Annotated in this window: 27 protein-coding genes, 1 riboswitch and 1 other annotated feature; of the genes, 16 read left to right on the top strand and 11 right to left on the bottom strand. The window is 42.0% G+C overall.

Annotation, left to right across the window (positions count from 1 at the left end):
* Positions 1-91 precede the first annotated feature (91 nt).
* The 3 genes from IHV77_RS01325 to IHV77_RS01315 are packed head-to-tail and all read left to right on the top strand — an operon-like array spanning position 92 to position 2,451.
* Entirely contained in the window at positions 92-1,174 is a 1,083-nt protein-coding gene (locus IHV77_RS01325; protein ID WP_194812375.1) for a PhoH family protein, read from the top strand.
* Position 1,175: 1 nt separating this feature from the next.
* Positions 1,176-1,640, top strand: a complete 465-nt coding sequence (ybeY, locus tag IHV77_RS01320; RefSeq protein ID WP_194812374.1) for an rRNA maturation RNase YbeY — start codon at positions 1,176-1,178, stop codon at positions 1,638-1,640.
* Between the two features lie 25 nt (positions 1,641-1,665).
* Positions 1,666-2,451: a Cof-type HAD-IIB family hydrolase gene (locus IHV77_RS01315; RefSeq protein ID WP_194812373.1), complete on the top strand. Its 786-nt coding sequence runs from the start codon at positions 1,666-1,668 to the stop codon at positions 2,449-2,451.
* Between the two features lie 160 nt (positions 2,452-2,611).
* Here IHV77_RS01315 and fecE read toward each other — a convergent pair whose 3' ends face one another.
* From fecE to suhB, 5 genes are all read right to left on the bottom strand, one after another.
* Entirely contained in the window at positions 2,612-3,379 is a 768-nt protein-coding gene (fecE, locus tag IHV77_RS01310; protein WP_194812372.1) for a Fe(3+) dicitrate ABC transporter ATP-binding protein FecE, read from the bottom strand.
* A complete protein-coding gene (gene fecD, locus IHV77_RS01305) occupies positions 3,379-4,314 on the bottom strand; it encodes a Fe(3+) dicitrate ABC transporter permease subunit FecD (RefSeq protein ID WP_408635289.1) in 936 nt (311 codons plus the stop codon). The genes fecE and fecD overlap by 1 nt, the downstream gene beginning before the upstream one ends.
* A 44-nt stretch (positions 4,315-4,358) precedes the next feature.
* Complete coding sequence (fecC, locus tag IHV77_RS01300; RefSeq protein WP_194812370.1) at positions 4,359-5,351, bottom strand: iron-dicitrate ABC transporter permease FecC; 993 nt, start codon at positions 5,349-5,351, stop codon at positions 4,359-4,361.
* Positions 5,351-6,244 carry a Fe(3+) dicitrate ABC transporter substrate-binding protein gene (locus IHV77_RS01295; RefSeq protein WP_194812369.1) on the bottom strand — a complete coding sequence of 298 codons (894 nt, stop codon included), beginning with the start codon at positions 6,242-6,244 and terminating at the stop codon, positions 5,351-5,353. Before IHV77_RS01295 ends, fecC begins: the two co-directional genes overlap by 1 nt.
* A 123-nt stretch (positions 6,245-6,367) precedes the next feature.
* Complete coding sequence (suhB, locus tag IHV77_RS01290) at positions 6,368-7,171, bottom strand: inositol-1-monophosphatase (RefSeq protein ID WP_194812368.1); 804 nt, start codon at positions 7,169-7,171, stop codon at positions 6,368-6,370.
* A 197-nt stretch (positions 7,172-7,368) separates the two neighbouring features.
* Here suhB and IHV77_RS01285 point away from each other — a divergent pair, with 197 nt between their 5' ends.
* Genes IHV77_RS01285 through yfbR form a run of 9 tightly spaced genes read left to right on the top strand, consistent with a single transcriptional unit; the run spans position 7,369 to position 16,245 of the window.
* The gene (locus IHV77_RS01285) at positions 7,369-7,884 is read left to right on the top strand and encodes a type II secretion system protein (protein ID WP_194812367.1); all 516 of its coding nucleotides are present in this window, start codon (positions 7,369-7,371) and stop codon (positions 7,882-7,884) included.
* A gap of 4 nt (positions 7,885-7,888) precedes the next feature.
* Positions 7,889-8,593 carry a PulJ/GspJ family protein gene (locus IHV77_RS01280; RefSeq protein WP_194813187.1) on the top strand — a complete coding sequence of 235 codons (705 nt, stop codon included), beginning with the start codon at positions 7,889-7,891 and terminating at the stop codon, positions 8,591-8,593.
* A complete protein-coding gene (locus tag IHV77_RS01275; protein ID WP_194813186.1) occupies positions 8,590-9,273 on the top strand; it encodes a DUF2572 family protein in 684 nt (227 codons plus the stop codon). Before IHV77_RS01280 ends, IHV77_RS01275 begins: the two co-directional genes overlap by 4 nt.
* Entirely contained in the window at positions 9,266-9,553 is a 288-nt protein-coding gene (locus IHV77_RS01270; RefSeq protein ID WP_228550049.1) for a DUF5374 domain-containing protein, read from the top strand. Before IHV77_RS01275 ends, IHV77_RS01270 begins: the two co-directional genes overlap by 8 nt.
* Positions 9,554-9,596: 43 nt before the next feature.
* On the top strand, positions 9,597-12,995 hold the full coding sequence (gene recC, locus IHV77_RS01265) for an exodeoxyribonuclease V subunit gamma (protein WP_194812366.1): 3,399 nt from the start codon (positions 9,597-9,599) through the stop codon (positions 12,993-12,995).
* A gap of 58 nt (positions 12,996-13,053) precedes the next feature.
* Positions 13,054-13,503 (top strand): transcriptional regulator NrdR, encoded by a 450-nt coding sequence (gene nrdR, locus IHV77_RS01260; RefSeq protein ID WP_194812365.1) that lies wholly within the window; start codon positions 13,054-13,056, stop codon positions 13,501-13,503.
* Positions 13,504-13,505: 2 nt separating this feature from the next.
* Positions 13,506-14,624 carry a bifunctional diaminohydroxyphosphoribosylaminopyrimidine deaminase/5-amino-6-(5-phosphoribosylamino)uracil reductase RibD gene (ribD, locus tag IHV77_RS01255; protein WP_194812364.1) on the top strand — a complete coding sequence of 373 codons (1,119 nt, stop codon included), beginning with the start codon at positions 13,506-13,508 and terminating at the stop codon, positions 14,622-14,624.
* A complete protein-coding gene (degS, locus tag IHV77_RS01250; RefSeq protein ID WP_194812363.1) occupies positions 14,625-15,644 on the top strand; it encodes an outer membrane-stress sensor serine endopeptidase DegS in 1,020 nt (339 codons plus the stop codon).
* A 7-nt stretch (positions 15,645-15,651) separates the two neighbouring features.
* The gene (gene yfbR, locus IHV77_RS01245) at positions 15,652-16,245 is read left to right on the top strand and encodes a 5'-deoxynucleotidase (protein ID WP_194812362.1); all 594 of its coding nucleotides are present in this window, start codon (positions 15,652-15,654) and stop codon (positions 16,243-16,245) included.
* A gap of 224 nt (positions 16,246-16,469) precedes the next feature.
* Here the strand turns inward: yfbR and rnb are convergent, their stop codons facing one another.
* From rnb to queC, 6 genes are all read right to left on the bottom strand, one after another.
* The gene (gene rnb / locus IHV77_RS01240) at positions 16,470-18,449 is read right to left on the bottom strand and encodes an exoribonuclease II (RefSeq protein ID WP_194812361.1); all 1,980 of its coding nucleotides are present in this window, start codon (positions 18,447-18,449) and stop codon (positions 16,470-16,472) included.
* A 92-nt stretch (positions 18,450-18,541) separates the two neighbouring features.
* Positions 18,542-19,330 carry an enoyl-ACP reductase FabI gene (locus tag IHV77_RS01235; protein ID WP_194812360.1) on the bottom strand — a complete coding sequence of 263 codons (789 nt, stop codon included), beginning with the start codon at positions 19,328-19,330 and terminating at the stop codon, positions 18,542-18,544.
* A gap of 100 nt (positions 19,331-19,430) precedes the next feature.
* Positions 19,431-20,186: a Nif3-like dinuclear metal center hexameric protein gene (locus tag IHV77_RS01230; RefSeq protein ID WP_194812359.1), complete on the bottom strand. Its 756-nt coding sequence runs from the start codon at positions 20,184-20,186 to the stop codon at positions 19,431-19,433.
* 81 nt (positions 20,187-20,267) lie between these two features.
* Entirely contained in the window at positions 20,268-20,900 is a 633-nt protein-coding gene (locus IHV77_RS01225; RefSeq protein WP_194812358.1) for a 7-carboxy-7-deazaguanine synthase QueE, read from the bottom strand.
* Between the two features lie 3 nt (positions 20,901-20,903).
* A complete protein-coding gene (gene queD / locus IHV77_RS01220) occupies positions 20,904-21,329 on the bottom strand; it encodes a 6-carboxytetrahydropterin synthase QueD (RefSeq protein ID WP_194812357.1) in 426 nt (141 codons plus the stop codon).
* Entirely contained in the window at positions 21,322-22,005 is a 684-nt protein-coding gene (queC, locus tag IHV77_RS01215) for a 7-cyano-7-deazaguanine synthase QueC (protein ID WP_194812356.1), read from the bottom strand. The genes queD and queC overlap by 8 nt, the downstream gene beginning before the upstream one ends.
* A gap of 5 nt (positions 22,006-22,010) precedes the next feature.
* A riboswitch (PreQ1 riboswitch) is annotated at positions 22,011-22,055 on the bottom strand.
* 170 nt (positions 22,056-22,225) lie between these two features.
* Positions 22,226-22,356: a sequence feature (His leader region), on the top strand.
* A 31-nt stretch (positions 22,357-22,387) separates the two neighbouring features.
* Between queC and hisG the strand changes: the two genes are divergently transcribed.
* From hisG to hisC, 4 genes are all read left to right on the top strand, one after another.
* Positions 22,388-23,299 carry an ATP phosphoribosyltransferase gene (gene hisG / locus IHV77_RS01210; RefSeq protein WP_194812355.1) on the top strand — a complete coding sequence of 304 codons (912 nt, stop codon included), beginning with the start codon at positions 22,388-22,390 and terminating at the stop codon, positions 23,297-23,299.
* 125 nt (positions 23,300-23,424) lie between these two features.
* The gene (gene hisD, locus IHV77_RS01205) at positions 23,425-24,750 is read left to right on the top strand and encodes a histidinol dehydrogenase (RefSeq protein ID WP_194812354.1); all 1,326 of its coding nucleotides are present in this window, start codon (positions 23,425-23,427) and stop codon (positions 24,748-24,750) included.
* 61 nt (positions 24,751-24,811) lie between these two features.
* Positions 24,812-25,315, top strand: coding sequence for a ClbS/DfsB family four-helix bundle protein (locus IHV77_RS01200; RefSeq protein ID WP_194812353.1), 504 nt, complete (start codon positions 24,812-24,814; stop codon positions 25,313-25,315).
* A 12-nt stretch (positions 25,316-25,327) separates the two neighbouring features.
* Positions 25,328-26,380 (top strand): histidinol-phosphate transaminase, encoded by a 1,053-nt coding sequence (hisC, locus tag IHV77_RS01195; protein WP_194812352.1) that lies wholly within the window; start codon positions 25,328-25,330, stop codon positions 26,378-26,380.
* Positions 26,381-26,492: the final 112 nt, after the last annotated feature.

Raw genomic sequence — 26,492 nt, 5'->3', positions numbered from 1 at the left:
TGCTTATATGGGGGCTTTTCAGTGAAACCCGATGTAAATTCAACAATATTCAGTTAAAATATTGCCAAGTTTTAAACTCACAAACTAAAGTATGACCTCATTTACCCTTGAACCTCAAGATAACACCCGTCTTCAATCCCTTTGCGGTGCATTTGATGATCATCTGAAACTGATTGAAAAAGAATTTAACCTCAACATTTCCCGTAATAATTTTACTTTTACCATAGAATCTAATGAGGAAACGCCTAAACCCTATGATGAAAAATTAATTCAAAGTGCGGTCAAATTAGTTCAAGATTTGTATGTGGAAACCGCACCGATTAAAGGAAAGGTAAAAGAATTGGATTTAGAAGATGTGCATCTTGCCCTACAAGAAAGCCGAATGCTATCTCAAACGGAATCTACCCGTGCGGAAAGCAAAGTCTATGCAGCCACAATTAAAACCAAACGCGGAATGATTAAGCCGCGTGGTGAAAATCAAATTCAATATTTACATAATATTTTAACGCACGATATTAGTTTCGGTATTGGCCCGGCGGGAACGGGGAAAACTTTCTTAGCGGTGGCGGCAGCAGTGGAAGCATTGGAACGCCAAGAAATTCGCCGAATATTATTAACCCGTCCGGCAGTGGAAGCCGGTGAAAAATTGGGTTTCTTGCCGGGGGATTTAGGGCAGAAAATCGAGCCTTATTTGCGACCGCTTTATGATGCCTTGTTTGAAATGCTAGGCTTTGAACGGGTACAAAAATTAATGGAACGCAATGTTATCGAAATCGCCCCGCTTGCGTATATGCGGGGGCGTACATTAAACGATAGTTTTATTATTTTAGATGAAAGTCAAAATACCACTGTAGAACAAATGAAAATGTTTCTTACGCGTATTGGTTTCAATTCTAAGGCGGTGATTACCGGCGATATTACCCAAATTGATTTACCACGTAGTACAAAATCCGGTTTACGTCACGCTATTGAAGTATTAGAAAACGTGCCGGAATTGAGTTTTAACTATTTTGACAGCAAAGATATTGTGCGCCATCCCGTGGTGGCGAAAGTAGTTCAGGCTTATGAGGCTTGGGAAGTGAAAGATGAAATTCGCCGTCAAGCATTTGCGGAACAACGAAAGGCTGAACGTGAAAAAGAGCGGTCGGTTTTAGCGGAGAATTTAGGAGAATAAGATGGGCAATATGCTAATTGATTTACAGATCGCAACGGAAAACACGGCAGGTTTGCCAACCGAAACGCAAATTACACAATGGGCAACAGCAGCAGTTCAACCGGAAAGTGATAATGTAGAAATGACCGTGCGTATTGTGGACGAAGCGGAAAGCCACGAATTGAATCTAACCTACCGTGGCAAAGATCGCCCTACAAATGTGCTTTCTTTTCCTTTTGAATGCCCTGATGAAGTGGAATTGCCCTTATTAGGCGATTTAGTGATTTGTCGTCAGGTTGTCGAACGTGAAGCGGCAGAACAAGAGAAGTCGCTTACCGCCCATTGGGCGCATATGGTGGTGCATGGGAGCTTACATTTATTGGGCTATGATCACATTGAAGATGATGAAGCGGAAGAAATGGAAAGCCTTGAAACACAAATTATGCAGGGATTGGGTTTTGCCGATCCTTATTTATCGGAAAAATAATCGTAAAAAATAGTATGGAGTCTTTATGTATAAAGCCGTATTTAGTGATTTTGATGGTACTTTATTAACTTCAGATCACAAAATCTCCCCAAGAACGTTAGCCGCGATTCAGCGTATCACTCAAAACGGTATTCCTTTTGTGCCGATTTCTGCCCGCTCACCACTAGGTATTTTGCCTTATGCGAAACAAATTGATAATTACAATGTCATTGTCGCATTTAGCGGAGCACTCATTTTGGAGCGCAATTTGAATGCACTTTATTCGGTGAAAATTTCTGCGGAAGATATTCAAAAAATTAATCGGGTTTTGGCAGACTATCCGGCGCTAGGGGTGAATTATTATACGGATAATGATTGCGTTGCACGTGATGTGAATAACAAATGGGTGGTTTTTGAACGTGGCGTTACGGGCATTCAAATTGATCCCTATGATGAAAGTGCGGTTTATTCTCCTCACAAAATTCAAATTATCGGTGAGCCGAATGAGATTATCGAAATTGAAAACCGATTAAAAGCGGATTTTCCTCATTTGAGTATTTGCCGTTCTCATCCGAGTTTTCTGGAAGTAATGCACGAATCGGCAACAAAAGGTAATGCAGTGCGTTTTTTAGAAAATTATTTCAATGTAAAAACTGAAGAAGCGATTGCTTTTGGCGATAACTTTAATGACTTGGATATGCTACAAAATGTCGGCTTAGGCGTTGCAATGGGCAATGCCCCGGAAGAAATCAAACAGGCTGCCAACCGAGTTACGGCAACAAATAATGAAGATGGCTTAGCGTTAATTTTGGAAGAAATTTTTCCGGAATAAAAATAGGTGAAAGAAATAACAGTATGTAGAAATAATATGATTTGAGTGGTAACAAAGCGCTACACATTCAAGAATAGCATTTTATGCAACTGTTATGATAAAAAGGAAAAAGAGTGCCGCACTTTGGTATTAAAAGTGCGGTCAATAAATAGTAAATAATTTATTTCAAAATAAACATCGGCGTGTTACTTACAGGATCACGATGAATTTCCACTTCTAAATCAAATACGTTTTTAAGTAGTGCTTTGGTCATTACTTCTTCAGGTGCGCCTTGTGCGATTAAATTGCCTTCCTTAAAAATGATCAAATAATCGCAATAGCGGCTGGCTTGATTGAGATCGTGCAGAACGGTGATTATGGTTTTGCCGTCTTGCTGCATTTGACGCATCATTGCCATTAAATCGGCTTGACGGTTAAGGTCGAGATAAGTGGTGGGTTCGTCTAATAATACAATATCGGTGTCTTGTGCTAAGGTCATCGCTAAAAATACGCGTTGTTGTTGACCTCCTGAAAGATCCGCTACCAGTTTATCGGAGAGTTCAATTGTGTGTGTTTGGAGCATCGCCCGGTTCACTAATTCCTCATCTTTAGCGCTTAATTTTCCCCATAAATTCACATAGGGGGAGCGTCCGTAACTTACTAATTCCCGTACGCTGATACCTTCAGGCACAAGGTGTTGTTGTGGTAAGAAGGCAAGATGTTTGGCATACTCTTTAGGTGTTTTTTGCCAAATATCTTTGCCTTGATAAGTGATGGTGCCTTGTTTGGGTTTTAGTAGGCGTGCTATTGCTTTGAGTGTGGTGGATTTCCCGCAGCCGTTCGGACCAAGTAAGCCAATCACTTTATTTGGGGGAAAACAGAGTGACAAATGATGGACAATCGGTGTGTCTTGATAGGAGAGTTGTAAGTTTTTAATTTCAATTGTCATTATTTGGTTCTCATTAATAAATAGAAGAAATACGGCGCACCGATAATTGCGGTAAGTATGCCGGCCGGTAATTCGGTAGGCGGTGTGATGATGCGGGCAATAATATCGGAAATTTGCAATAAAATAGCACCGATAAAAAAAGAGGCGGGGAGTAAATTACGATGTCTCCCTCCTACTAAACGGCGGGCCAAATGAGGGGCAACTAACCCCAAAAAGGCAATCGGACCGCAAATTGCAACGGCTGTAGTGGAAAGAGCAACGGCAAGAATCAGCACGATGATTTGTACCCTGTTAACCCCAACGCCTAAGGTGCTAGCTTTGCTTTCACCCAATCCAAGAGTATCTAAATCTCGGCTGAAGAAAAATGGAAGAGGTAGTAGCAACAATAACCATGGAAGTACTACTTGGGCATAAGCCCAGCTTCTTCCCCAAAGGCTGCCTGTTAGCCATAACATTGCGGTGTTAATTTCTACGGGATTCGTTAGCATCACATAATGGCTAATCGCTGCCCATAAGGAAGAGAGAGACACGCCAATAATCGCCATTTTAATCGGGCGGAAGTGAAATCCACAGATGATCCAAAGTAATATGAAAGAAAGCGTACCACCGATAAAGGCAAATAGGGGAATCCAATAAAATGTCAGTTGTGGTAAAAATATCAGTGCGGTAATGGCAACTAAACCGGCCGCATTGTTAATGCCCAAAATATCAGGTGAGGCGAGGGGATTACGCACCACACTTTGAACTAACACGCCTGAAATCGCTAATGCGCCACCGATAACGACTGCTAATAAGGTACGGGGAAGACGGTATTCTATTAAAGTGAAGTAATTCTTATCGTTGCTATCAAGAGCGGCGAATAATTCATTGAAAGAAAGCCTGTATGCCCCAAGACGCAAACTCATCACCAAAAGGAAGATGAGAAGAGCGAACATTGAGAGATAAAATAGGCGAATTTTTAACGCAGATAAAGAGGGCATTATCGCTTTCCTTTTGCAAATAAGACAAATATTGGCGCACCGATTAATGCAAGTACTGCGCCGGCAGGGACTTCGCTTGGAAAATTGACAGCTCTTGCAATCAAGTCTGCCATCAACATTAAAATCGCCCCGAGTAACATTGCCATTGGTAAGGCTTTGCGTAGATCATAGCCAATCCAATAACGTGCCAGATGTGGTACGAGCAGACCTATAAAGGCAATAGGACCGGCTACACTTACTGCCGCTCCAACAATCAGCAGTCCCATTACATTTGCATACCAACGCAAGCGGAATAAGTTTACCCCTAAAGATTGGGCAGATTCATCGCTTAAACTCAACAGATTAAGCTGACCTGCAAAAAGGAGGCAGAAAAGTGCGGTCAAAATAAGGAAAGGATAGAGCTGCTGCCATTGCGCCCAGCGGGCGTGCGAAATCCCCCCGGCAAGCCAACTCATAATGCCGAATGCGTGATCTTCCGCTACAATGAGTACAAGTTTTGTTAGGGCGGCACAAAGTAGGGAGACTGCAACCCCGGCTAAAATTACACGGCTACGTTCGCCTTGATTATCTTGCCAAGCATTGCTGATTATCATCACTAACAACCAACTTGCTCCTCCTCCTAATGCGGCAATAAAAGCAATGCTATATCCATTTACCAGCGTGGGGCTTAACGTTGTGACCGATACCATAGCTAATGCAGCGCCTGAATTGACACTCAATAACGAAGGCGAAGCCAAGGGATTACGGGTAATTGTTTGTAGTAATGCACCTGCCACAGAAAGAGTGGCTCCTAATGCCAGGGCAACCAAAGTTCGCGGTAGCCGTAAATCAATTACCGTAATTTGCGCCAGTTCGTCGGTTGAATCGGGTAAAAAGACTTGTAATGCAGCAATCGGTTGAATTTCAATGGGATAATATAAAAACAGGCTTCCCCATAATAAGAAAGCCAGTAAACCGAGAGGGAGTATCCAACGAAAAATTGTTTGCCACATTATTTTTGATTTACAAATTGCTCAATCTGTGTCGCCATAACTTTGCTGGCTTCTAAACCTCTACCACGTGCCCAAATAAAAGGGTCAACAGCAAAAACGTGATGAGATTTCACCGCAGGAATCGCTTTCCAAAGGGGGTCGGTTTCCCATTTACGAGCGATACTTTCATCACGATAATGTGCGATAAATAACCATTGTGGTTTTTCCATTACTAACTGTTCAAGATTAATTTCTATTAAACTTTGAGGATTATTTTTAACCGTGGCGGGAGAAAAACCGAGGTGTTCTAAGAAACTTGGTACATAAGCGGTATTGTTTTGAAAGGTGAATTTATTTTCACGAGATGTGCCGAAAACAGCGCTTTCTCCTTTTACGTGGATATTTTGTTTTATTTTGGCGATGAAAGCATTATGTTCATTGATTTTAGCTTTCATTTCGTTACTTTTACCTACAATATCACCGATCTTCTGTGCCGTTTTGAGATTGTCTTGATAGCTTTCATGGCGGGAATCAAACATTACCGTAGGGGCAATTTTTTTCAACTCTTCATACACTGCCGTATGACGAGAAGGGTCGGCAATAATTAAATCGGGTTTTAGGGAAGCGATGACTTCAAGGCTTGGTTGTGAACGGGTACCCACGGATTGCCATGGTTGAATTTTTTCCCGTACCTCTTTCAAAATACGTGATGTGTCATTATCATCAGCCACACCGACAGGGCTTATACCCACTTGTGCAAGTGCATCTACAAAAGAATACTCTAATGCAATAATACGGGTCGGTGTTTTATCAAGAATGAATTCACCTTTTTCATCGGTAACCGTTACTGCCTGAGCAAGTGAGGAAGCGAATAAAAAAAGAGAAACAAAAAGTAGTTTAGCGGTGTTTTTCATATATTCTCCTGTTTAAAAAAAACACCTGTATTATACACACCTTTTTTAATGAGAATAGTTCTTTTTTGTAAAAATAAAAATACCGTATTTTTTTATTTAAAATACGGTATTTTGAAGGGATTTTTAGTTTTTAAACTCAGCGTCTAAGCAAGGACGAATTTTGTTCAGCATTTCTTTTAATACACGTGCCGGTGCGGCGATGATATTACCGCTGCGTAAATAGCCTGAACCTGCTTCAAAGTCGCATACTAAGCCACCGGCTTCACGCACGATTAAATCACCTGCAGCGCAATCCCAAGCTTTCAAGCCCATTTCAAAATAACCGTCGACACGGCTTGAAGCCACATAACATAAATCTAATGCCGCCGAACCGGTGCGACGAAAATCAGCCGCATCTTCAATGAGGAGATTCATCATTGCAAATTGCGTTGACATAAATTTAGGTTGTTTGAATGGAAAACCGGTAGCAAGAATCGCACCCTGGAGCTCACGTTTGCTATCTACGCGTAAACGCACTTCATTTAATTTTGCGCCTTCGCCACGAACGGCGGTAAAGAGTTCGTTACGGATTGGATCATAAACCACACCCACTTCGGTACGATTTTTGACTCGGATTGCGATTGACACGGCAAAATGCGGAAGACCGTTCATAAAGTTGCGGGTGCCATCCAGCGGATCAATAATCCATTGAACATCGCTGTCTTTTCCTTCAATAGCACCGGTTTCTTCGGTGATGATAGTATGATCGGGATAGGATTTTTTAATGATTTGAATGATTTCCGCTTCTGCAGATTTATCCACATTAGTTACATAATCATTGATACCTTTTTGTGCGCTTTCGATGTCATCGCGGCGTTCATAATTCTTAGCAATCACGTTGCCCGCTCTTCGTGCCGCACGAATGGCGATATTTAACATTGGATTCATATTTCCACCAGATTTTAAAGAACAGAAAATTCCGCATCATTATAGCGATATTTGCCAAAATGACCAGTCGAAAATCGTAAAAACACGATTTTTAAGCTCCTTTTACTAAAGTTTGTGATCCGTATCGTAAAAATAATTTGCCTTTGTTGTCAGTTACAAAAAATATTTTAAAGTGCGGTTGAAATTGAGGGCGTTTTATGCGGAAAGGGGCAACATTAATCGAATTATTAATTAGTTTGGCAATTATCAGCATTGCCTTGAGCATTACTGCGCCTCTTTGGCAAAGGGATGATAACAAAATGATTTTAGCGAAAGAGCAACATCGCCTCTATTTATTCCTACGGCAAATTCAAGCAAGGGCTGAAAGTTCTTCTGAAATTTGGTTTATTTTGGCAAATCGTAATCCTGCAACACAGCAATGGTGTATGACCGCCCAAGTGAAAAATGACAAACTTTGTGACTGTTTGCAGCCGACAAATTGCCCAAAAGAAGTTTACGCACATTTTTATTATCCTTACTTTACGGAGAAAACGATGATTGTGAGCCCCAAGATTTATCCTATAGAGGTAGCCCGTTTTAACGGTGTTCGTAACACCATTGATTCCAACTGTTTCTTATTACAAGCAGGTGAAGAAAGAACCCTGTTTTCCTTTTTTAATGTTGGCAGTTTGAAATTGAAACCGAATCAATCCGCCAGTGCTTGTACCGGATAAAATGATGTTAAAAGGGCAAACTTTACTTAGTCTAATGATTTCATTGGCAATTTCCACCGCACTTTTATTCGTGATTTCACAGTTTTATGCGGATACGCAAATTCAAAATCGAAAAGTCTTTTTACGTTTAAAACTACAGGCGGAAATTCAACGCACGCTCCAACTTATCGGTAAAGATCTGCGCCGTGTCGGCTTTCGGGCTCTCAACGATAAATTAATTGAAAGTAATCTGGATTTGTTTGAATTAGATGAAAAGGGAAGCGCTTTGGTGATTTCTCAGGCGGATAATGCAGCTCAAAATAGCTGCGTTTTGTTTTTTTATGATCTGAATGCAAACGGTTGTATTGGTGAAAAATACACTAAAAATACTTGTATCAATGGCGATCAAAATGTCGCAAAAAGTATCGAAAAAGAACTTTTCGGTTATAAATTGAATGGCAAAATGATCGAAACCAAACAAACTTACAAAAGTGCGATTAAGACGAATTGCAAATCCGATGAATGCCAAAAAGCACTTCAACAAAGTGCTTGCAATGCCGGTGGAGGTTGGACTGATTTATTGGATGAAAAGGAATATGAAATAACCCGCTTGCAATTTAATCCTTTAGCCGAAGGAAAGGGGATTGAAATCCGGCTTGGCGGTAGTTTAAGAAATTATCCTGAGATTTATTATGAAACCGCTATGGTGGTGGCGCTATGGAATCAATAAAAGCAAGGAAAGGTATTGTAACCGCCACGATTTTGATCTTTATTTCAGGGCTATTAGTGGTGATTTTATTATTTGATGAGAGTACCTTACATTTTTTTCTTGCCCGGCAAATGCAGCGAAAACATTACGTTGAACGTACATTAACATTGCAAAAAATGACCTCAATCGAAAAACAAAATGTCTGTAAAAACTTGCCTTTGGATAATTCGGAGAAGGCTAGACAGATTTCTATTACGTTGGATGGTGCGAACGATGCGATTCAATATTCGCTTTGGTGTCGGCGTGTCGCAATATTTAAGAAAACGCCCACGAAAGGGGTTAATCAAGGCTTGTTCGATCATTTTATCCGTATGGAAAATCTTAGTGAATTTCGACCGCACTTTTTACAACCTGCAAATCCGTTGGTGACAAACAAAATGCCGCAAATTTATTGGTTTGATCAACATCAAACAACTTGGGAAATCAATGGCAAGGTACAAGGGATTGTAATTGCTGAAGGTGATTTAACACTTCGAGGAAACGGGCGAATCAGCGGAACGGTAATCACCGCCGGAACTTTAACTTTGGAAGGCGTTACGGTGGCTTATGGCAAAAAAGTGATCGAGCCTTTGGTGCGGCAATATAGCAAGTGGCAATTGGCGGAGAAAAGTTGGAGTGATTTTAAAATATCAAGTGAATAGGGGAATATCGTTGATTTCCTTAATGTTTACGCTTGCATTGTTTAGCGCCTTGTTTTTGGCATTTAATCAATGGACGGCGAACCAGCGCAAAAGTGCGGTCAAAATCTATTATGATTTTCAAGCGTTACAAATTGCCGAAAATCAGGCGCAACGGCAATTTTTAGGATTACCTTGTGAGCAATACGTACAGCAAAACGGTATAATATTTCAAGTACAATGCCAAAGCGATCAAGTCGTGATTCAGTATCCGAAGGGTGAATTTTCGCTGAAAACCGAGTAAAATAGTGCACATTATTCTGCTCTTTCCATCATAGGTTGCCGCGGTGTTTATCGTTTATTATTCCAATCAGCTTGAAAAACAAAAAGAGATTCTTGCCGAAGTCTTTAAAACGCTTCCTCCTGAAGATCCTTTTCAACAAGATATTATTTTGGTGCAAAGTCCCGGAATGGCACAGTGGCTACAAATGGCTTTGGCAAAGAAGAACGGGATTTCCGCTAATTTGACTTTCCCGATGCCGGCAACCTTTATTTGGCAACTTTATGCGGATAACTTACCGGCGGTTTCTTTGCAAAATCCTTTTGATAAAGAGGCAATGATGTGGCGTTTAATGGACTTAATTCCTGATTTTTTAATGCGGGAAAGTTTTGCGCCTTTGCGTCATTATTTGGCTTCTTCGCACCATTCCGAACAATATAAACGCTATCAATTAAGTAGTAAAATCGCCGATTTATTCGACCAATATTTAGTTTATCGCCCTGAATGGATTTTTGCTTGGGAAAGGGGGGAAGACGAAAATATTACAGCGCAAATTGAAATGCAACAATCTCATTTAAATGAAACATTGTTGCAACAAATTCAAGATAATGTGGCGTGGCAAGGGACATTATGGCGTGCATTAGTGGCGAATATAAAAGCGGATATGGGCGATCAAGCTATGCACCGTGCCGCCTTACACGAGCAATTTTTAGCCTTATTAAATGATAAAAATCGAGCTAAAAAATTACCCGAACGCATATTTATTTTCGGTATTTCTGCACTACCAAAGGCATATTTATCCATTCTGCAAGCGATATCATCGGAAGTGGATATCCATTTGTTTTTCAATAATCCAAGCCAAGAATATTGGGGTGATATTCGTGATTTACGTATGGATTATTTACGCTCCCGTATGCGCCGTGATTATCAAAAACAAAATGAAATCCAACCGCTCTTTTCGGAAGGGCAAATATCACAATTAGAACAAGGCGACCTTGAGACGACTTATCACGATGAGAATCTCCAAATCGGTAATCCGTTGCTTGCCGCTTGGGGAAAAATGGGACGTGATTTTCTTTACACTTTAGTACGAGACGAAGAGCGAATCGAAACTTACTCTGTGAACGCTTATGAGGATATTTCAAATTCGACCCTACTCGGTCAGCTGCAATCACATATTTTACATTTAGAAAACCGGTCTTTAAAAATTGAAAAAAATGACCGCACTTTAACGGTTCATTCCTGCCATAGTGCGATGCGGGAAGTGGAAGTATTGCAGGATTACTTACTGGACTTATTCAACCAAGATCCGACATTAACCCCGAAAGATATCGTCGTTATGGTGGCGGATATTAATCAATACACCCCTTATATTCAGGCGGTTTTCGGGCAAAAAAATGGTAATGCACCTTTGATTCCGTTTTCCATTTCCGATAACAAATTATCGGAAAGTGATGTGCTGGTTTCCTGCTATTTAACCTTATTGCGCTTGAAAGAAAGCACGTTTAGTGCGGAAGAGATTTTGACTTTATTAGATGTTCCGGCAATACGTGAGCGTTTTGATATTTCACTTTCCGATTTGCCTTTAGCGCGCGAGTGGGTGGCGGATGCCGGCATTCGTTTCGGTTTGCAAAAACTGCAAAATGGCGTGAATTTTAATTCTTGGCAAGCGGGTTTGGAACGTATGCTGCTCGGGTATGCGATGCGGGAAGAACACGGTATCTGGCAAGAAAGTCTCGGATTGGACAGTAGTTACGGCTTAAAAGGTTTGCTTGCCGGTAAATTATCACATTTTTTCTCTGCGCTTTCGGCTTGGTATGAAAAACTTCAACATACGCATTCTATGGAAAAATGGCGTGAAATACTGACCGCACTTTTAGCAGATTTTTTTGTGCAAAATGAAGAAACAAAAGATACATTGTTTTATATTCAAGAAAAGATCAATGAAATAGCGGAGCACTTAACCGAGCTTCATTTTGATACACCGTTACAAGCTGATGTGATTGCCGATGTGATGACGATTAAATTAGAAGAAACGCCGAACAGCCTGAAATTTTTAGCCGGGAAAGTGAATTTTTGCACATTATTACCAATGCGTTCGGTACCCTTTAAAGCGGTGTGTTTGTTGGGGATGAACGAGGCGGATTATCCGCGCGCACAAACACCGAACAGTTTTGATTTAATGCAATATCATCATCAAAAGGGCGATCGTGTACGCCGTGATGACGACCGTTATTTATTCCTCGAAGCCTTACTTGCGGCGAGAGATTATTGTTACATCAGCTATATCGGGCGTTCAATTACTGATAATCAACCGAAAGCGCCTTCCGTATTGGTAACGCAGTTGCTGGATTATATTAATCACGGTCAAAGGGACGAGCAAAAAATACCTGTTCACCAACACAGTATGACGGCATTTAGCCCAAACAATTTTAAAAACACCGAAAATTTTGACCGCTCTTTTGCCGCCAAATGGTTGCCGATGGCGAAAATAGACGCCGGTGCGCAGCAGAAAGAATTTATCGTGAAGATGAATAATAGAGAAAACATGACGGAAATCGAGTTGGATCGTTTTGTGCGTTTTGTGGAAAATCCGGTGAAATTTTTCTTTGAAAAACAATTAGGCGTATATTTTCGTGATGAAGATGATCGTATTGCCGACAGCGAAAATTTTGTTTTAAGCGGATTGGATAAATACGCACTGAATAACGCGCTTGTTTATACGGATGAGTATAAATTTGATGAATATTTTGCGCAAGCTGCGGTAAAAGGCGTGTTGCCACGGGCTCAATTTGGCAAGGTTGCAGCAGAAACTGTGCGGGATACCGTGCTGGAATTTAAAGAGAAAATTGAAGATCTTGGCAAACCGCATAATGCTTCCATTGATTTTAATTTGGATGTTTTGTGGGGCGATAAAACTCAACAGGTTCGTTTGTTCGGCTACATAGAAAATATATTTGATGATGAACGGGTGATTGAATGGCGTTTTGCCGATTACAAAGAACGCTATCGTATTCGCCCTTGGCTTTATTATTTGATTCAATGTGTTACGCAAAATAATGCGATGCCGCCGATTTTAATCACGAAAGATAAGAGGATTGAGTTTTCACAGATAGCGCCTGAAACCGCCTTGGCTCAGCTACAAATTTATGTGCAGGCTTATTTGCAAAGCCAGTCTGAAATTCAACTTATTCCAACCGTGGATAAAATCACCGATTTCATTGTAAAAGAGGAAAGTGCGGTCGATTTTGAAACGATTTTAGAAAAACTCAAAAAATTAGCGGAAGATCATAAATTCGGCAACCCTAGGAAAAAAGCCGATCCCTACTGGTCTCGTGTGTTGGCACAAACCACAAAATTTGAGAAGGAAGAAAATTTAACCGCACTAATCGAGCAAACGAAAAATTGGTTCGGATTAATGTTTGCCGAACCGGAAAAGAAAACGGTTAAGAAAGGCGGAAAGTAAATCGTCAAAAGGGACTTTTTTTGTTAAGATGTTGCCCCCTCTTTGATAAGGATGTCCTATGCATTGTCCATTTTGTTCTACGGAAGAAACCAAAGTAATTGACAGCCGCTTGGTTTCGGATGGTTATCAGGTTCGCCGCCGCCGTGAGTGCGGTAATTGCCATGAGCGTTTTACGACCTTTGAAACCGCAGAGTTAGTGATACCGAAAATTATTAAAACCGATGGCTCGCGTGAGCCTTTCAATGAAGATAAGCTTCGTAGCGGCATTTTGCATGCGTTGGAAAAACGCCCGGTGAGTTCTGATGATGTGGAAAAAGCCATTAATCATATCATTATTCAGCTACGTGCCACCGGGGAGCGTGAAGTGCCAAGCCAATTAGTGGGCAAGCTCGCAATGAATGCGCTAAAAGAATTGGATAAGGTTGCTTATATTCGTTTTGCCTCAGTTTATTTGAGCTTCGACAATATCAACCAATTTACTAAAGAAATTGAAAGCCTGAAGGATTAATGATGCCTGAATTTTCTGCACAAGATCGTCAGTTTATGCAACGTGCGTTAGATTTAGCGGCGAAAGGTGTATATACCACCTCGCCGAATCCTAGCGTGGGCTGTGTATTGGTGAAAGAGGGAAAAATTGTAGGCGAGGGCTTTCACTTCAAAGCAGGGCAACCCCACGCAGAACGTGTCGCTTTGGCACAAGCTGGGGATAATGCAAAAGGGGCGACGGCTTACGTTACTTTAGAACCTTGCTCACATTATGGACGTACACCGCCTTGTGCATTGGGGTTAATTGAAGCCGGGGTGGTGAGAGTGGTTGCCGCAATGCAAGATCCGAATCCACAAGTTGCCGGCAAGGGATTGAAAATGCTTGTTGATGCGGGCATTAAAAGTGCGGTTAATTTATTGAATGATTCTGCTGAAAATCTCAATAAAGGTTTTTTAAAGAGAATGCGTCAAGGCGTGCCTTTCGTTCAATTGAAATTAGCAATGACCCTTGACGGCAGAACGGCGATGGCGAGTGGGGAAAGCAAATGGATTACGAATGCGGCTTCTCGTTCCGATGTACAAAAAATGCGGGCAAAATCATCCGCACTTTTATCAACTTCATCAACTGTATTGGCAGATAACCCGAGTTTAAATGTGCGTTGGGAAGATTTTCCCGATGAGCTTAAAAAAGATTATGCCAAAGAAACCGTGCGCCAACCCATTCGGGTGATTCTGGATTCTAAACATCGCATTCAACCTACTCATAAATTATTTGAAACGAACGCCCCCGTTTGGTTGGTTTCAAGCGAAGCGCGGGAGCTTTCGAGTTTTCCCGATTTTTGCGAACAAATACTTGTGCCTAAAGAAAATGTATTATCCGAATTGATGATTGAATTGGGTAAACGTCAAATTAATACCCTTTGGGTAGAAGCGGGGGCAAATTTAGCCGGTAGTTTGATTGAGCAAAAATTAGCGGATGAACTCATTATTTATGTTGCACCGAAATTATTGGGTGAGCAGGCTCGTGGGCTATGCCAACTCCCTCATTTAACAAAGTTGGCGGATGCGCCTTTATGGCAATTAGACGAATTTCAACAGATCGGTGATGATATAAAATTAACTTATAAGCCGAAAGGATCTTAAATGTTTAAAAAACTTTTTCATGCCGCCCTTTGGGGATTAGCTGCTGCGGGAGTCATTCTTTTCGCAGTACCTCGGCTAAATACAAATAGCATTACGACTTCAGACGATATTATGTCGTTTAAAAATGCGGTGCGGATTGCTTCTCCGGCAGTAGTCAATGTCTATAACCGTTCTTTTTCATCTGCGAGTATTAATGATGAGGATCAGCTGCGAGTAAATAATTTGGGTTCCGGCGTAATTATGAGCCAAGACGGCTATATTCTCACCAATAAACACGTTATTCAAAATGCCGATCAAATTGTAGTGGCATTACAAAATGGTAATATTTATGAAGCAAATCTGGTGGGATCAGATAATTTGACGGATCTTGCCGTTTTGAAGATTCAGGCGAATAATCTTTCTACGATTCCGCAAAATCCAAAACGCCAAGTACACGTGGGGGATATTGTGCTTGCTATCGGTAATCCTTACAACTTAGGGCAAAGTGTCTCTCAAGGGATTATCAGTGCGGTAGGGCGCAGTGCCGTGGGGGATTCGCTGGGCAGACAGAATTTCATTCAAACGGATGCCTCAATTAATCGCGGTAATTCAGGTGGTGCGTTAATTAATTCAGCCGGAGAATTAGTGGGAATCAGCACGCTCAGTATCGGTAAAACATCAAACGAAATTGCCGAAGGGTTAAATTTTGCGATTCCAATGGACATTGCAAATGACGTATTGCATAAAATTATTCGTGATGGTCGTGTCATTCGCGGCTATTTTGGCGTACAAAGTGATATTAATTCCGGTAGAGAAGGGATTGTTATTACAGGAGTAAGTCCTAATAGCCCGGCAGAAAAGGCAGGCATTCAAGTGGGTGATGTAATTTTGAAATTAAATAATCGGGAAGGTATTTCTGCTCCTGAAATTATGCAAATCATTGCAAATACCAAACCGAATACGCAGGTTATGGTTACCATTGCCCGTCTGGGGCGGGTATTTGATCTACCGGTGATGGTTGAGGAATTGCCGTCTAATTAGAGGTTGTATGGAAATTAAAACCAGCCACTTTTTTGCTTGTTTGGATCGTTTGCGTTTGATTCAACGCTGGTCGTTAATGCGTAATATTGAAAAGGAAAATCTTGCCGAACATAGTTTACAAGTGGCATTCGTGGCACAAGCTTTGGCGATCATCAAAAATAAATTTTTTGCCGGTAAAACAAATCCCGAACATATTGCCGTGATTGCGATGTATCACGATACTTCCGAAATATTTACCGGTGATTTACCTACTCCGATAAAATATTTCAACCCTGAAATCACACAGGCTTATAAACATATTGAAAGTGCTGCGGAATTGCACCTTATCAGCCTTTTGCCTGCCGAATTACAAGGGGAGTTTACGCCTTATCTTGACAGTGAAATTTTCTCGGAAGAAGAAAAACATATCGTAAAACAGGCGGATTTAATTTGCGCTTACATTAAAGCCAAATTTGAATTGGAACATGGTAACCAAGAATTTAAAACTGCAAAAAAACGTTTAGAAACACTGATGAAACAATGGCATAGCCAAGAAATGGACTACTTTCTCCAAGTATTCCTACCTAGTTTCGGGCGCTCTTTAGATGAGATTGCGTTATAGGTATAAAATGAGAGATGGAAAGTGCGGTTAAAATTTGATGTAATTTTGCATTATTATGTCGCAATTGCACAAATATTGTTAAATAAGGATTCCGTAGGATGGGCAAATTTTTGCCCACCGATCCAAAGGGGAATTTCAATGGTGGGCAACTTGTTGCCCACCCTGCTTTTTACATTGTGCAACTGATACAATACAGTAATTTTGATCGCACTTGGTTTTTTATACTAGAAAATCACAGAACTAATGATACTTCTTGTTTCTTCTTTCACTTCCGTGAGTTTTACTTTTATCAGATCACCGATTTTATAAGCACGCTCACCTTTAATATAAAGAGCGAGTTCGTCCGAATTTACCAACATTTCTTCTTTGTTATTGTGAATAGTTGAGGCGGGAACGAACATTGATGCGCCATTTTCTAACAACTGCACACGTAAACCGCCACGCATTACATCTTGTACTTCCGCCTCAAATTCCGCATTTTCAGCAACTTTATCGGCAAGATAGCGGCAATATAGCCAATCTGCAACATCACGTTCAACTAAACGATTTTGGCGGCGTGCTTCTTGTAAACGAGTCAGCACCTCATCTTGCGGTTTCTCGCAGGGCTGTTGGGTGAGAACGGCTTTGATTAAACGGTGATTCACCATATCCGAGTATTTACGAATCGGTGATGTCCAAGTCGCATAGCCCTCTAATCCTAAGCCAAAGTGCGGTGCTAATTCGGCTTTAAATTCGGCAAAGGTTAAATAACGGCGTAAACGAAGCTCCAAATAATCGCCCTCAATCGGTTCAATATCGTGGCGCATTTGGCAATAGCCGTTTAAAGTTACCAGATTTTCCACAGAATAACGTTTTGCCAGTTCTGCTTGGTTTTCTTCATTGCTTAAATTTGCCATTAAGAAATGATGGGCATTTTCTAAGAATTTTTTATCAAATCCACTGTGTGTGTTGAAGATCCCCGTTTGTGCATTTTCATTCAGAAATTGCGCAGCACAAATGTTCGCAATAATCATCGATTCTTCCACAATTTGATTCGCAATACGGCGATGTTCGGCTTTGATTTCTTGTACTTTACCGTTTTCAGCAAGCACAAAAGAGTAGTCCGGTTTTTCTTTAAATAATAAAGAATGGGTTTTGCGCCAGTTTATCCGTGAAAGGGTGAATTGGTGCAAACGGTGAATTTGTTCGGCAATTTCGTTGGTTTCCGGCTGCCATGCGTTCGGGGTTTGTTCCAAATAATCGGAAACATTGTTATAAGCCAATTTCGCTTTCGATTGTACGTGGGCGGAAACAAAGTGCGGTTTTGCCGTGATGTTACCTTGTAAGTCCGTTTCGATATAGCAAACCAATGCCGGGCGAATTTCATTTGCCATTAAGGAACAAAGTTCGTCAGACAATTCACGGGGTAACATTGGAATGTTGAAACCCGGTAAGTAGTTGGTGAAGCAACGCTGTTTGGCATCTTTTTCAATTTGAGAATCTAGTGCGATATAGGCTGTCGGATCGGCAATCGCCACAACCAGTTTCCAGCCGCTTTGTTCGCCATTTTGTTCAATCGGTTCAATGTAAAGCGCATCATCCATATCTTGCGTACTTTCACTGTCTATGGTGACGAAATGAAGTGCGGTCAGATCTTTGCGAGCTTGTTGATCCAACATTTCATAATGCTCCGCCCCTTGTACCGGATAACGTGATTGCTCATGGCGAGCGAGGGTTACCCACCAAGGTGCAAATTCATCATCGGCTCGGCAGATAAATTGATTAATGGTTGCATAGAAAAAACGATCATCTCTCAACGGATGGGTTTTTAAATTGGCGACCACCCAGTCGCCTTCTTGCAGTTCTTCTTTTACGGCTTTCGCTTGTTGTGCACCAACCGGTTGATTTATGTTTGGGTGATCCACGAGTACCTGTAATTTTTTGTCTTTATTGAACCGCACTTTAGCGATAAAACGCGTGAGCATCGGTTCGATTAGCGATTCCGGCTCGGCTTGTTCTTTATCGCCTTGTTTTTCAATGGTGGCTGAAATTTTATCGCCGTGCATCACTTTTTTCATCGCAGGTGGGGCAATGAAATAGGTTTTTTTATCACATTCTAAAAAACCGTAGGCTTTATCCGTGCCTTTTACGATGCCTTCCACACGTTCTTTGCTATCGTGAATTTGTTGTTTGAGTTGTGCAAGTAGAGGATTATCTTGAAACATAGTGATTATTTACGGTTGGTGTGTATATTATACGCTCTTACAAAATGGAAAAGGCAGGTTATTTAAACCTGCCGATAAATCATAATAAAATATTATTCTTCGCCTAATTCGCCCATTGCCGTGATGCTGAAACCTGCATCTACGTGAACGATTTCACCGGTGATACCGGAGGCTAAATCAGAACATAAAAATGCAGCGGAATTGCCCACATCTTCAATGGTGACGGTACGGCGTAATGCGGCGGTTTTCTCAAATGCGGAAAGCATTTTTTTGAAATTTTTAATGCCTGATGCCGCTAACGTACGGATTGGGCCGGCAGAAATCGCATTTACACGAATACCTTCTTTACCTAAATCCGCAGCCATTACACGAGTTGCCGCTTCTAATGAAGCTTTCGCTAAACACATTACGTTGTAGTTAGGGATTGCACGTTCCGCCCCTAAGTAAGAGAGGGTCAATAATGCCGCATTCGGATTTAAGTATGGGCGGGCAGCTTGTGCCATCGCAACGAAGCTGTACGCACTAATATCATGTGCAATGCGATAGCCTTCACGGGTTGCCGCATTCACATAATCACCATCTAATTGATCGCCCGGTGCAAATGCGATGGCGTGAACGAAACCGTCAAATTTATCCCAGTGTTTGTTTAGTTCCGCAAAGCAGTTTTGAATGCTTTCATCTGTTGCAACATCTAAGGGTAATACGATGTCAGAACCGAATTCTTTGGCAAATTCTTCTACTCGAGGTTGTAATTTATCGTTTAAATAAGTGAAGGCAAGCTCTGCGCCTTGTTCTTTCATTGATTTTGCAATGCCGTAAGCAATAGAACGATTGCTTGCAAGCCCTGTTACTAAAATTCGTTTACCTGTTAAGAAGCCCATAATTTTTCCTGTTTGTTGAATAAAAAATTTTGCGAATTATATCCGTTTTAGCTAATTTGGGCAATGAATCGGCTTTTGGTTGAACCAGTCGTTTTATTTTTTATGCCGGATTGTCAATATCTTTAAATTCCACCTCAAAACCGTATTCTTTTGCAAGCCATTCTCCCAAGGCTCTAATTCCGTAGCGTTCCGTGGCGTGATGGCCTGCCGCAAAGAAGTGAATACCTTGTTCTCGTGCGGAATGAACGGTTTGTTCGGATACTTCACCGGTAATAAAAGCATCGCAACCATGCATTGCGGCTAAATCAATATAGCCTTGTCCACCACCGGTACAAATACCGATTTTGCGAATCAAGTGCGGTCCGTTTTCGGTGCAAATTAATGGTTTTCGATTTAGCACATTTTCAATTCGTGCCGTAAAATCTGCGGCTGAAATCGGCTCGCGTAGCGTTCCCCAAACAGGAATACTGCTCGGGCTATTTTCTAGTGGTTGTAAATTTTCAATTTCTAACAACATTGCCAGTTGCGCATTGTTACCGAGTTCGGGGTGAATATCTAAAGGTAAATGGTAGCCGTATAAATTAATGTCATTAACCAACAAGGTTTTTATGCGTTTGCCTTTCATTCCACGAATGCAAGGATTTTCGCTTTTCCAAAAATAGCCGTGATGAACCAAAATCGCATCGGCGTTTTGCAAAGCGGCGTAATCAATTAAAGCTTGGCTGGCCGTAACCCCCGTGATGATTTTTTTTACATTGGCTTTGCCTTCTACTTGCAAACCGTTCGGTGCGTAATCATTGATTTTGTCCGAATTGAGTTTTTGATTGAGAAGTTGTTCTAGTTCAAGGTTGTTCATAATGAAAAAGAGTGAGAAAAAGGTGAGATATAGTACGAAAAAAATCGGTTTGCGCAAAGAAATTTAAGGGGAATGCGCATTTTATTCAATACCGATTAATTTATGCGTCTGTAAACTCAGCTGCCACTTCGGTTTATTGATGCGTTGGTTGAGTTGACCGAGCTGAGTAATGGTTTCCAGTAAATTCATTTTTCCGTCAATTTCGCAAGGTGATAGATAGTAATGTTTCGCTTGAACTTTTTGTTCGATCAATTCGCAAAAGGAAAACACGTTTTCATCAGCGACAATTCGTACTTCGTCAGCGGATTCGATACAACGCTGTTCATATTTATGCGTATAAAGTCGTTTGGGACTGGTGGCGATATAGTCAATTTGTGAAGGAACGGGTTTTAAGCCGTTGGTTTCGATGGCAAGAAAATAACCCTCTGTTTTAAATTGATCAAGTAGAAATTCAATTTGGGGCACGATAGTCGGTTCTCCGCCTGTGATGATAATATTCTTTGCCGAAAATGACCGCACTTTTTCCAAAATTTGTGAAGCCGACCAGCGTTCAAATTCATTATAAGGCGTATCACACCAAGGGCAGGTAAGATTGCATTTGCCGAAGCGTACGAAAATGCTCGGCATACCGGTGTTAAAGCCTTCCCCTTGTAGGCTTTCAAAGATTTCTACGATATTAAAGTGCGGTTCTAAATTGCGTTGATTTTGTGCCACCGTTTATTCTCCGTATTCACAAAATGACGTAGGCGTTTCCCATAATCGAATAGCGGAGACAGGAAGTTTTTCATCATATTTCAAACGATTAAAAATAAAACGCGCTATTTCTTCTGCGGTGGTGCGGAAAGGCACGCCAAAGGTTTTGGAATCGAGTTCTTGCAAAAGCGTTGCAATTTTGCTTTCTCGTTCACTTGTTTCATCATAAATAAAAGCGTGATCCATTGGTTCTAAAATGGTTTTCTTTACCACCGCTTTTAAATCGGAAAAATCAATCACCATCGCTTTTTTGGCACCGGATTCATATAAATCACCGGAAATCTCGACTTGCAATTTATAGGTGTGGCCGTGTAAATTTTGGCATTTCCCATCGTGGCCGTCTAATAAATGTGCCATATCGAAGCTGAATTCTTTCGAAATCTTAAACATCTTTATCACCTTTTTGAGCCAGATATTCCGCCAAACCTTTATTACGTAGTACACAGCTTGGACATTTACCGCATCCGCCCTCTACGCCTTCATAGCAGGTATGGGTATGGTGGCGAATGTAATCCAATGCACCCAGTTCATCGGCAAGCTGCCAAGTTTGCGCTTTGGTGAGATACATTAATGGCGTTTTGATGTTGAATTGATAATCCATTGCCAAATTGAGCGTAACGTTCATGGATTTAATGAACACGTCTCGGCAATCGGGATAACCGCTGAAATCGATTTCGCATACGCCGGTAATGATATCTTGAATGTCTTGCCCTTTGGCATAAATCGCCGCATAAAGTAAAAATAAGGCATTGCGTCCATCAACGAACGTATTCGGCAATTCGTTATTTTTTTGTTCTATTTTCGTGTTCTCATTCATCAGAGCGTTACTTGTGATGGCTTTGATAACGGAAGTGTCAATTAGAGTTTGTTTTATGCCGAGATCCTGAGCGATCCAACGTGCTTTTTCCAGCTCAATGGCATGACGCTGACCATATTGGAATGTGATAACTTCGACATTTTGCTTACCGTAATCGGCAATGGCGTGAAATAGGCAAGTGGTGGAATCTTGTCCGCCGGAAAAGATCACCAGTGCTTTGCGATCCTGATTCGGATTTGAAATATTCATATTTTATATACCTAGTTTTTTTATGTAGGAGGTTTGCGAACTACAAATCAAGGGGCGCATTGTAGGTGGAACGGGCAATTTTGGCAAGTTTTAGCAAATTTTTATTGAGATAAATTAAAAAAATTTAAAATAGGGGCTTGATTAATGTGTTCTTTTCAGCGTAAACTCAGACTCATCTAAAAAACAGGAATTTCATTATGACAATTATTTGCACTTATCATTTTCACCATTACACCTGATTATCTTTCGGGCGTTTTGACATGGTCGGAAGATAATATCCATCTTCCGAGTGCAAAAAATATCATAAACAAAAATAACCCCTCGGAAGGCAACTTTCGAGGGGTTTGTTTTTATCTAAACTTAATAACTATAGGAAAATAATATGACAAATACAAGGAATACTCAGGAACGTCTTCGAATTGCGATGCAAAAGAAAGGGCGTTTAAGCAAAGATTGCAACGAGCTACTCAAACAATGCGGAGTAAAAATTAACTGGAATGAACAACGGCTTATCGCCTATTCCGAAAACTTACCGATCGAAATTCTGCGAGTGCGAGATGATGATATTCCGGGCTTGGTTTTTGAAGGTGTGGTTGATCTCGGTGTTATTGGTGAAAACGTATTGGAAGAGGAAGAACTTGGTCGTATCGCTAGAGGTGAGAAGGTCGAATATAAAAAATTACGTATACTGGATTTCGGTGGTTGTCGTTTATCGTTAGCGATTGATCGTGATCGTACTTATAGCGATGTGCAAGACTTTGTGAATTCACGTATTGCAACCAGTTATCCGAATTTACTCAAACGCTATATGAATGAAAAGGGTGTATCGTTCAAAAGCACCTTACTCAATGGTTCTGTAGAAGTTGCTCCTTCTGCCGGTTTAGCCGATGTGATTTGTGATTTAGTTTCATCGGGCGCAACGCTGGAAGCGAACGGTTTAAAAGAAGTGGAAGTGATTTATCGATCCAAAGCCTGTCTTATTCAACGTGCCGAGCCGCTTTCAGCAGAAAAACAAGCGTTAGTCGATCGCTTACTGACCCGTATTCAAGGCGTACAACAAGCGGCAGAAAGCAAATATATTATGCTGCACGCGCCGAAAGATAAACTTAAAGAAATTACCGCACTTTTACCGGGCGTGGAAAACCCAACAATTCTACCACTTGCTAACGATTCCGCTCGTGTCGCCATGCACGTGGTCAGTCAAGAAAATCTGTTCTGGGAAACCATGGAACAGCTCAAAGAAATGGGCGCAAGCTCGGTACTTGTGCTACCGATTGAGAAAATGTTGGCTTAATTACCACGTACTAACATACGTGGTTACGCATGGTGATGTCGCTCTGCGACATTGTACAGAATAAGGTTGCGGAGCAACCACACTATAAATAACCCCATACGTGAGTGTGGGGATTGGAGAACAATATGCAAACCCTCATCTGGAAAAAACTAACCGAACAACAACGCAAAGCGGCTCTCACTCGCCCTGCGATTAACGCTTCGACCAATATTCAACAAGCAGTCAATGAAATTCGTGAAAATGTGCTTACCAACGGTGACAAGGCATTGTTTGAACTGTGTGAAAAATTCGACAAAGTGAAACTCGATAGCCTTGTGGTGTCTGTCGAGCAAATCCAAGCGGCAAGCGCACGTTTATCTGACGAGCTAAAACAAGCGATCCAAAATGCCAAAGCGAATATTGAAAAATTTCACACTGCGCAAATTCCGCAAGAGGTCGATTTAGAAACCCAAGCGGGCGTGCGTTGCCAAGTCCTTACTCGTCCAATCAACCGTGTCGGCTTATACATTCCGGGCGGTTCTGCACCGCTGTTTTCGACCGTCTTAATGCTCGCCATTCCCGCCAAAATTGCGGGGTGCAAGAAAGTGATGCTTTGCTCGCCACCGCCGATTGCCGATGCGATTTTGTATGCGGCAAATTTATGTGGCGTGGATACTATTTACCAAGTGGGCGGGGCGCAGGCGATAGTTGCAATGGCGTACGGCACGGAAACGGTGGTGAAGGTGGATAAAATTTTCGGACCGGGCAACTCGTTCGTAACCGAAGCGAAACGCCAAGTGTCGCAAGCGGTGAACGGAGCGGCGATTGATATGCAGGCGGGACCTTCGGAAGTGTTGGTGCTAGCCGATGAATATGCCGACCCTGATTTTGTGGCGAGCGATTTACTCTCTCAAGCGGAACACGGGGCGGACAGCCAAGTCATTTTAGTCACCCCAAGCGAAACGCTGGCAAAACAGACCGCACTTTCCATTGAACGCCGGCTCTCTCAGTTACCTCGGGCCGAAACCGCACGCAAAGCACTGGCTCACAGCCGAATTTTTATCGCCGAAGATCTTAAACAAGCGGTCGAAATTAGCAACGAATATGCCCCTGAGCATTTGGTGGTGCAAACCCAAAACGCCCGAGCGTTACTCCCTGAACTCGACAATGCCGGCTCGATTTTCTTAGGGGCATACAGCCCCGAATCAATGGGCGATTATGCCAGTGGTACCAACCACGTGTTGCCAACCTACGGCTACACTCGCACCACCTCAAGCCTTGGCTTAGCCGATTTCAGTAAGCGAATGACCGTGCAAGAACTCACCCCCGAAGGCTTTAAAGCCCTCGCACCCACCGTGGAACAGATGGCAGCCGCCGAACAGCTAGAGGCTCATAAACAGGCGGTAAGTATTCGGTTAGCGAAGATTGGGGATAAAAGCGCGGTCGGATTTGAGAACGCTTTAGATGAATAGTACAAAAGCTGCTCGCAAATGATGTAAATTGAACGAATAACCTTTTTAAGGAGATCAAAAAATGGCGGTTCCAATCAATAAAACCGAGCTAGAACAAGCAATTCGCAAAAATTATCAGCAGTTACAAAAAGAGCTGGCGGGAATTTCGGCTGATGTCGCCCATCTCAAAACAATGGAAGGGCATAATCAAAATACACTAATGTCAGTGTGCGATTTATTGGCATATTTGTTAGGTTGGGGCGAGTTGGTGCTGAAATGGGAGCGGTTAAAAACAAGTCGGCAGCCAGTCGATTTCCCTGAAACGGGCTATAAATGGAATGAACTTGGCAAGTTAGCTCAAAAATTTTATGCCGATTATGCGGATTTGAGTTTTGAGCAACTGAAATCTCGACTTGATGACAATCATCAGCAAATTTTGGTGTTAATTGACAGCAAAACCAATGCAGAATTATACGAACAGCTTTGGTATACAAAATGGACGCAAGGGAGAATGATCCAATTTAACACGGCATCGCCCTATGCCAACGCTAAAACTCGTTTACGCAAATGGAAAAAATCAAACTAAAGCAGGAAAATTATGACAATCACAACACTCTCCAGAAAAAATGTTCAAGCCCTCACGCCTTACCAATCCGCTCGCCGATTGGGGGGGAATGGCGATGTGTGGCTGAATGCCAATGAATACCCCACTTCGCCCGATTTCACGCTCAATGAGCGAATTTTTAACCGCTATCCCGATCCACAACCGCAAGCAGTAATTGAGGGCTATGCTCGCTATGCCAAGGTTGCCCCCGAAAATGTGTTGGTTAGTCGTGGCGGCGATGAAAGTATTGAGCTGATTATCCGTGCTTTTTGTGAAGCGGACGATGCGGTGTTGTATTGCCCGCCAACTTATGGAATGTATGCTGTGAGCAGTGAAACCTGTGGTGTTGCGACCAAAACCGTGCCATTAACAGGCGACTTTCAACTGGATTTGCCCGCAATTAAAGCAAATTTAGACAAGGTAAAAGTGGTGTTTGTGTGCAGCCCAAACAACCCGACAGGCAACTTACTCAAGCGGTCGGATTTACTCGAACTTTTGCAAATGACCGCCAACCGTGCCATTGTGGTGGTGGATGAAGCCTATATCGACTTCTGCCCTGAAGCGACAATGGTCAGCGAGCTTGTCAACTTCCCGCACTTGGCTATTATCCGCACACTCTCGAAAGCTTTTGCGTTGGCAGGCTTGCGTTGCGGTTTTACCCTTGCCAACCCAGAGCTAATCGGCATTTTGCAAAAAATCATTGCTCCTTATCCATTGCCTGTGCCGGTTGCCGACATTGCTGCCCAAGCTTTACAGCCACAAGGCTTAGCTCAAATGCAAGCACAGGTACAAACGGTGCTAGACAACCGCGCGTGGTTTATCGCCGAGCTGCAAAAATTACCGTGCGTAGAGCAAATTTTCGACACCGTCGCCAATTACGTTCTGGTCAAATTCCAAGACGGACAAAAGGTGTTCAAAGCCTTGTGGGAGCAGGGGATTATCCTGCGTGACCAGCACAAAGCATTCGGGATACAAAACTGTATTCGCATTTCGATTGGTACAAAATCGGAAATGGAGAGAGTAGTGGAGGGGATTCGATTAGCCTGAGCTGTACCCACGCACTAGCGTACGTGGTTACGTATAGTATCGCTACTCCGTAGCGATCTGGTATGATGCGGAGTATCATCACTATGCATAACCTAGCACGTGAGTGCTAGGA

The organism is Rodentibacter haemolyticus (genome assembly GCF_015356115.1).
Lineage (GTDB): Bacteria > Pseudomonadota > Gammaproteobacteria > Enterobacterales > Pasteurellaceae > Rodentibacter > Rodentibacter haemolyticus.
Note: the sequence above shows the minus strand (reverse complement) of the source record. Positions and strands in the feature narration are given on the sequence as shown.

What these genes read in the sequence shown, in the direction of transcription:
- IHV77_RS01315 (WP_194812373.1), top strand. Translation starts at nt 1,666, where the DNA reads ATGTATAAAGCCGTATTTAGTGATTTTGATGGTACTTTATTAACTTCA.
- IHV77_RS01280 (WP_194813187.1), top strand. Translation starts at nt 7,889, where the DNA reads ATGTTAAAAGGGCAAACTTTACTTAGTCTAATGATTTCATTGGCAATT.
- fecE (WP_194812372.1), bottom strand. Translation starts at nt 3,379, where the DNA reads ATGACAATTGAAATTAAAAACTTACAACTCTCCTATCAAGACACACCG.
- queD (WP_194812357.1), bottom strand. Translation starts at nt 21,329, where the DNA reads ATGTTTAAGATTTCGAAAGAATTCAGCTTCGATATGGCACATTTATTA.
- IHV77_RS01285 (WP_194812367.1), top strand. Translation starts at nt 7,369, where the DNA reads ATGCGGAAAGGGGCAACATTAATCGAATTATTAATTAGTTTGGCAATT.
- ybeY (WP_194812374.1), top strand. Translation starts at nt 1,176, where the DNA reads ATGGGCAATATGCTAATTGATTTACAGATCGCAACGGAAAACACGGCA.
- IHV77_RS01325 (WP_194812375.1), top strand. Translation starts at nt 92, where the DNA reads ATGACCTCATTTACCCTTGAACCTCAAGATAACACCCGTCTTCAATCC.
- IHV77_RS01295 (WP_194812369.1), bottom strand. Translation starts at nt 6,244, where the DNA reads ATGAAAAACACCGCTAAACTACTTTTTGTTTCTCTTTTTTTATTCGCT.
- ribD (WP_194812364.1), top strand. Translation starts at nt 13,506, where the DNA reads ATGCCTGAATTTTCTGCACAAGATCGTCAGTTTATGCAACGTGCGTTA.
- yfbR (WP_194812362.1), top strand. Translation starts at nt 15,652, where the DNA reads ATGGAAATTAAAACCAGCCACTTTTTTGCTTGTTTGGATCGTTTGCGT.
- hisG (WP_194812355.1), top strand. Translation starts at nt 22,388, where the DNA reads ATGACAAATACAAGGAATACTCAGGAACGTCTTCGAATTGCGATGCAA.
- IHV77_RS01230 (WP_194812359.1), bottom strand. Translation starts at nt 20,186, where the DNA reads ATGAACAACCTTGAACTAGAACAACTTCTCAATCAAAAACTCAATTCG.
- IHV77_RS01200 (WP_194812353.1), top strand. Translation starts at nt 24,812, where the DNA reads ATGGCGGTTCCAATCAATAAAACCGAGCTAGAACAAGCAATTCGCAAA.
- fecC (WP_194812370.1), bottom strand. Translation starts at nt 5,351, where the DNA reads ATGTGGCAAACAATTTTTCGTTGGATACTCCCTCTCGGTTTACTGGCT.
- IHV77_RS01235 (WP_194812360.1), bottom strand. Translation starts at nt 19,330, where the DNA reads ATGGGCTTCTTAACAGGTAAACGAATTTTAGTAACAGGGCTTGCAAGC.
- degS (WP_194812363.1), top strand. Translation starts at nt 14,625, where the DNA reads ATGTTTAAAAAACTTTTTCATGCCGCCCTTTGGGGATTAGCTGCTGCG.
- suhB (WP_194812368.1), bottom strand. Translation starts at nt 7,171, where the DNA reads ATGAATCCAATGTTAAATATCGCCATTCGTGCGGCACGAAGAGCGGGC.
- rnb (WP_194812361.1), bottom strand. Translation starts at nt 18,449, where the DNA reads ATGTTTCAAGATAATCCTCTACTTGCACAACTCAAACAACAAATTCAC.
- queC (WP_194812356.1), bottom strand. Translation starts at nt 22,005, where the DNA reads ATGAATATTTCAAATCCGAATCAGGATCGCAAAGCACTGGTGATCTTT.
- fecD (WP_408635289.1), bottom strand. Translation starts at nt 4,314, where the DNA reads ATGTTCGCTCTTCTCATCTTCCTTTTGGTGATGAGTTTGCGTCTTGGG.
- hisD (WP_194812354.1), top strand. Translation starts at nt 23,425, where the DNA reads ATGCAAACCCTCATCTGGAAAAAACTAACCGAACAACAACGCAAAGCG.
- nrdR (WP_194812365.1), top strand. Translation starts at nt 13,054, where the DNA reads ATGCATTGTCCATTTTGTTCTACGGAAGAAACCAAAGTAATTGACAGC.
- hisC (WP_194812352.1), top strand. Translation starts at nt 25,328, where the DNA reads ATGACAATCACAACACTCTCCAGAAAAAATGTTCAAGCCCTCACGCCT.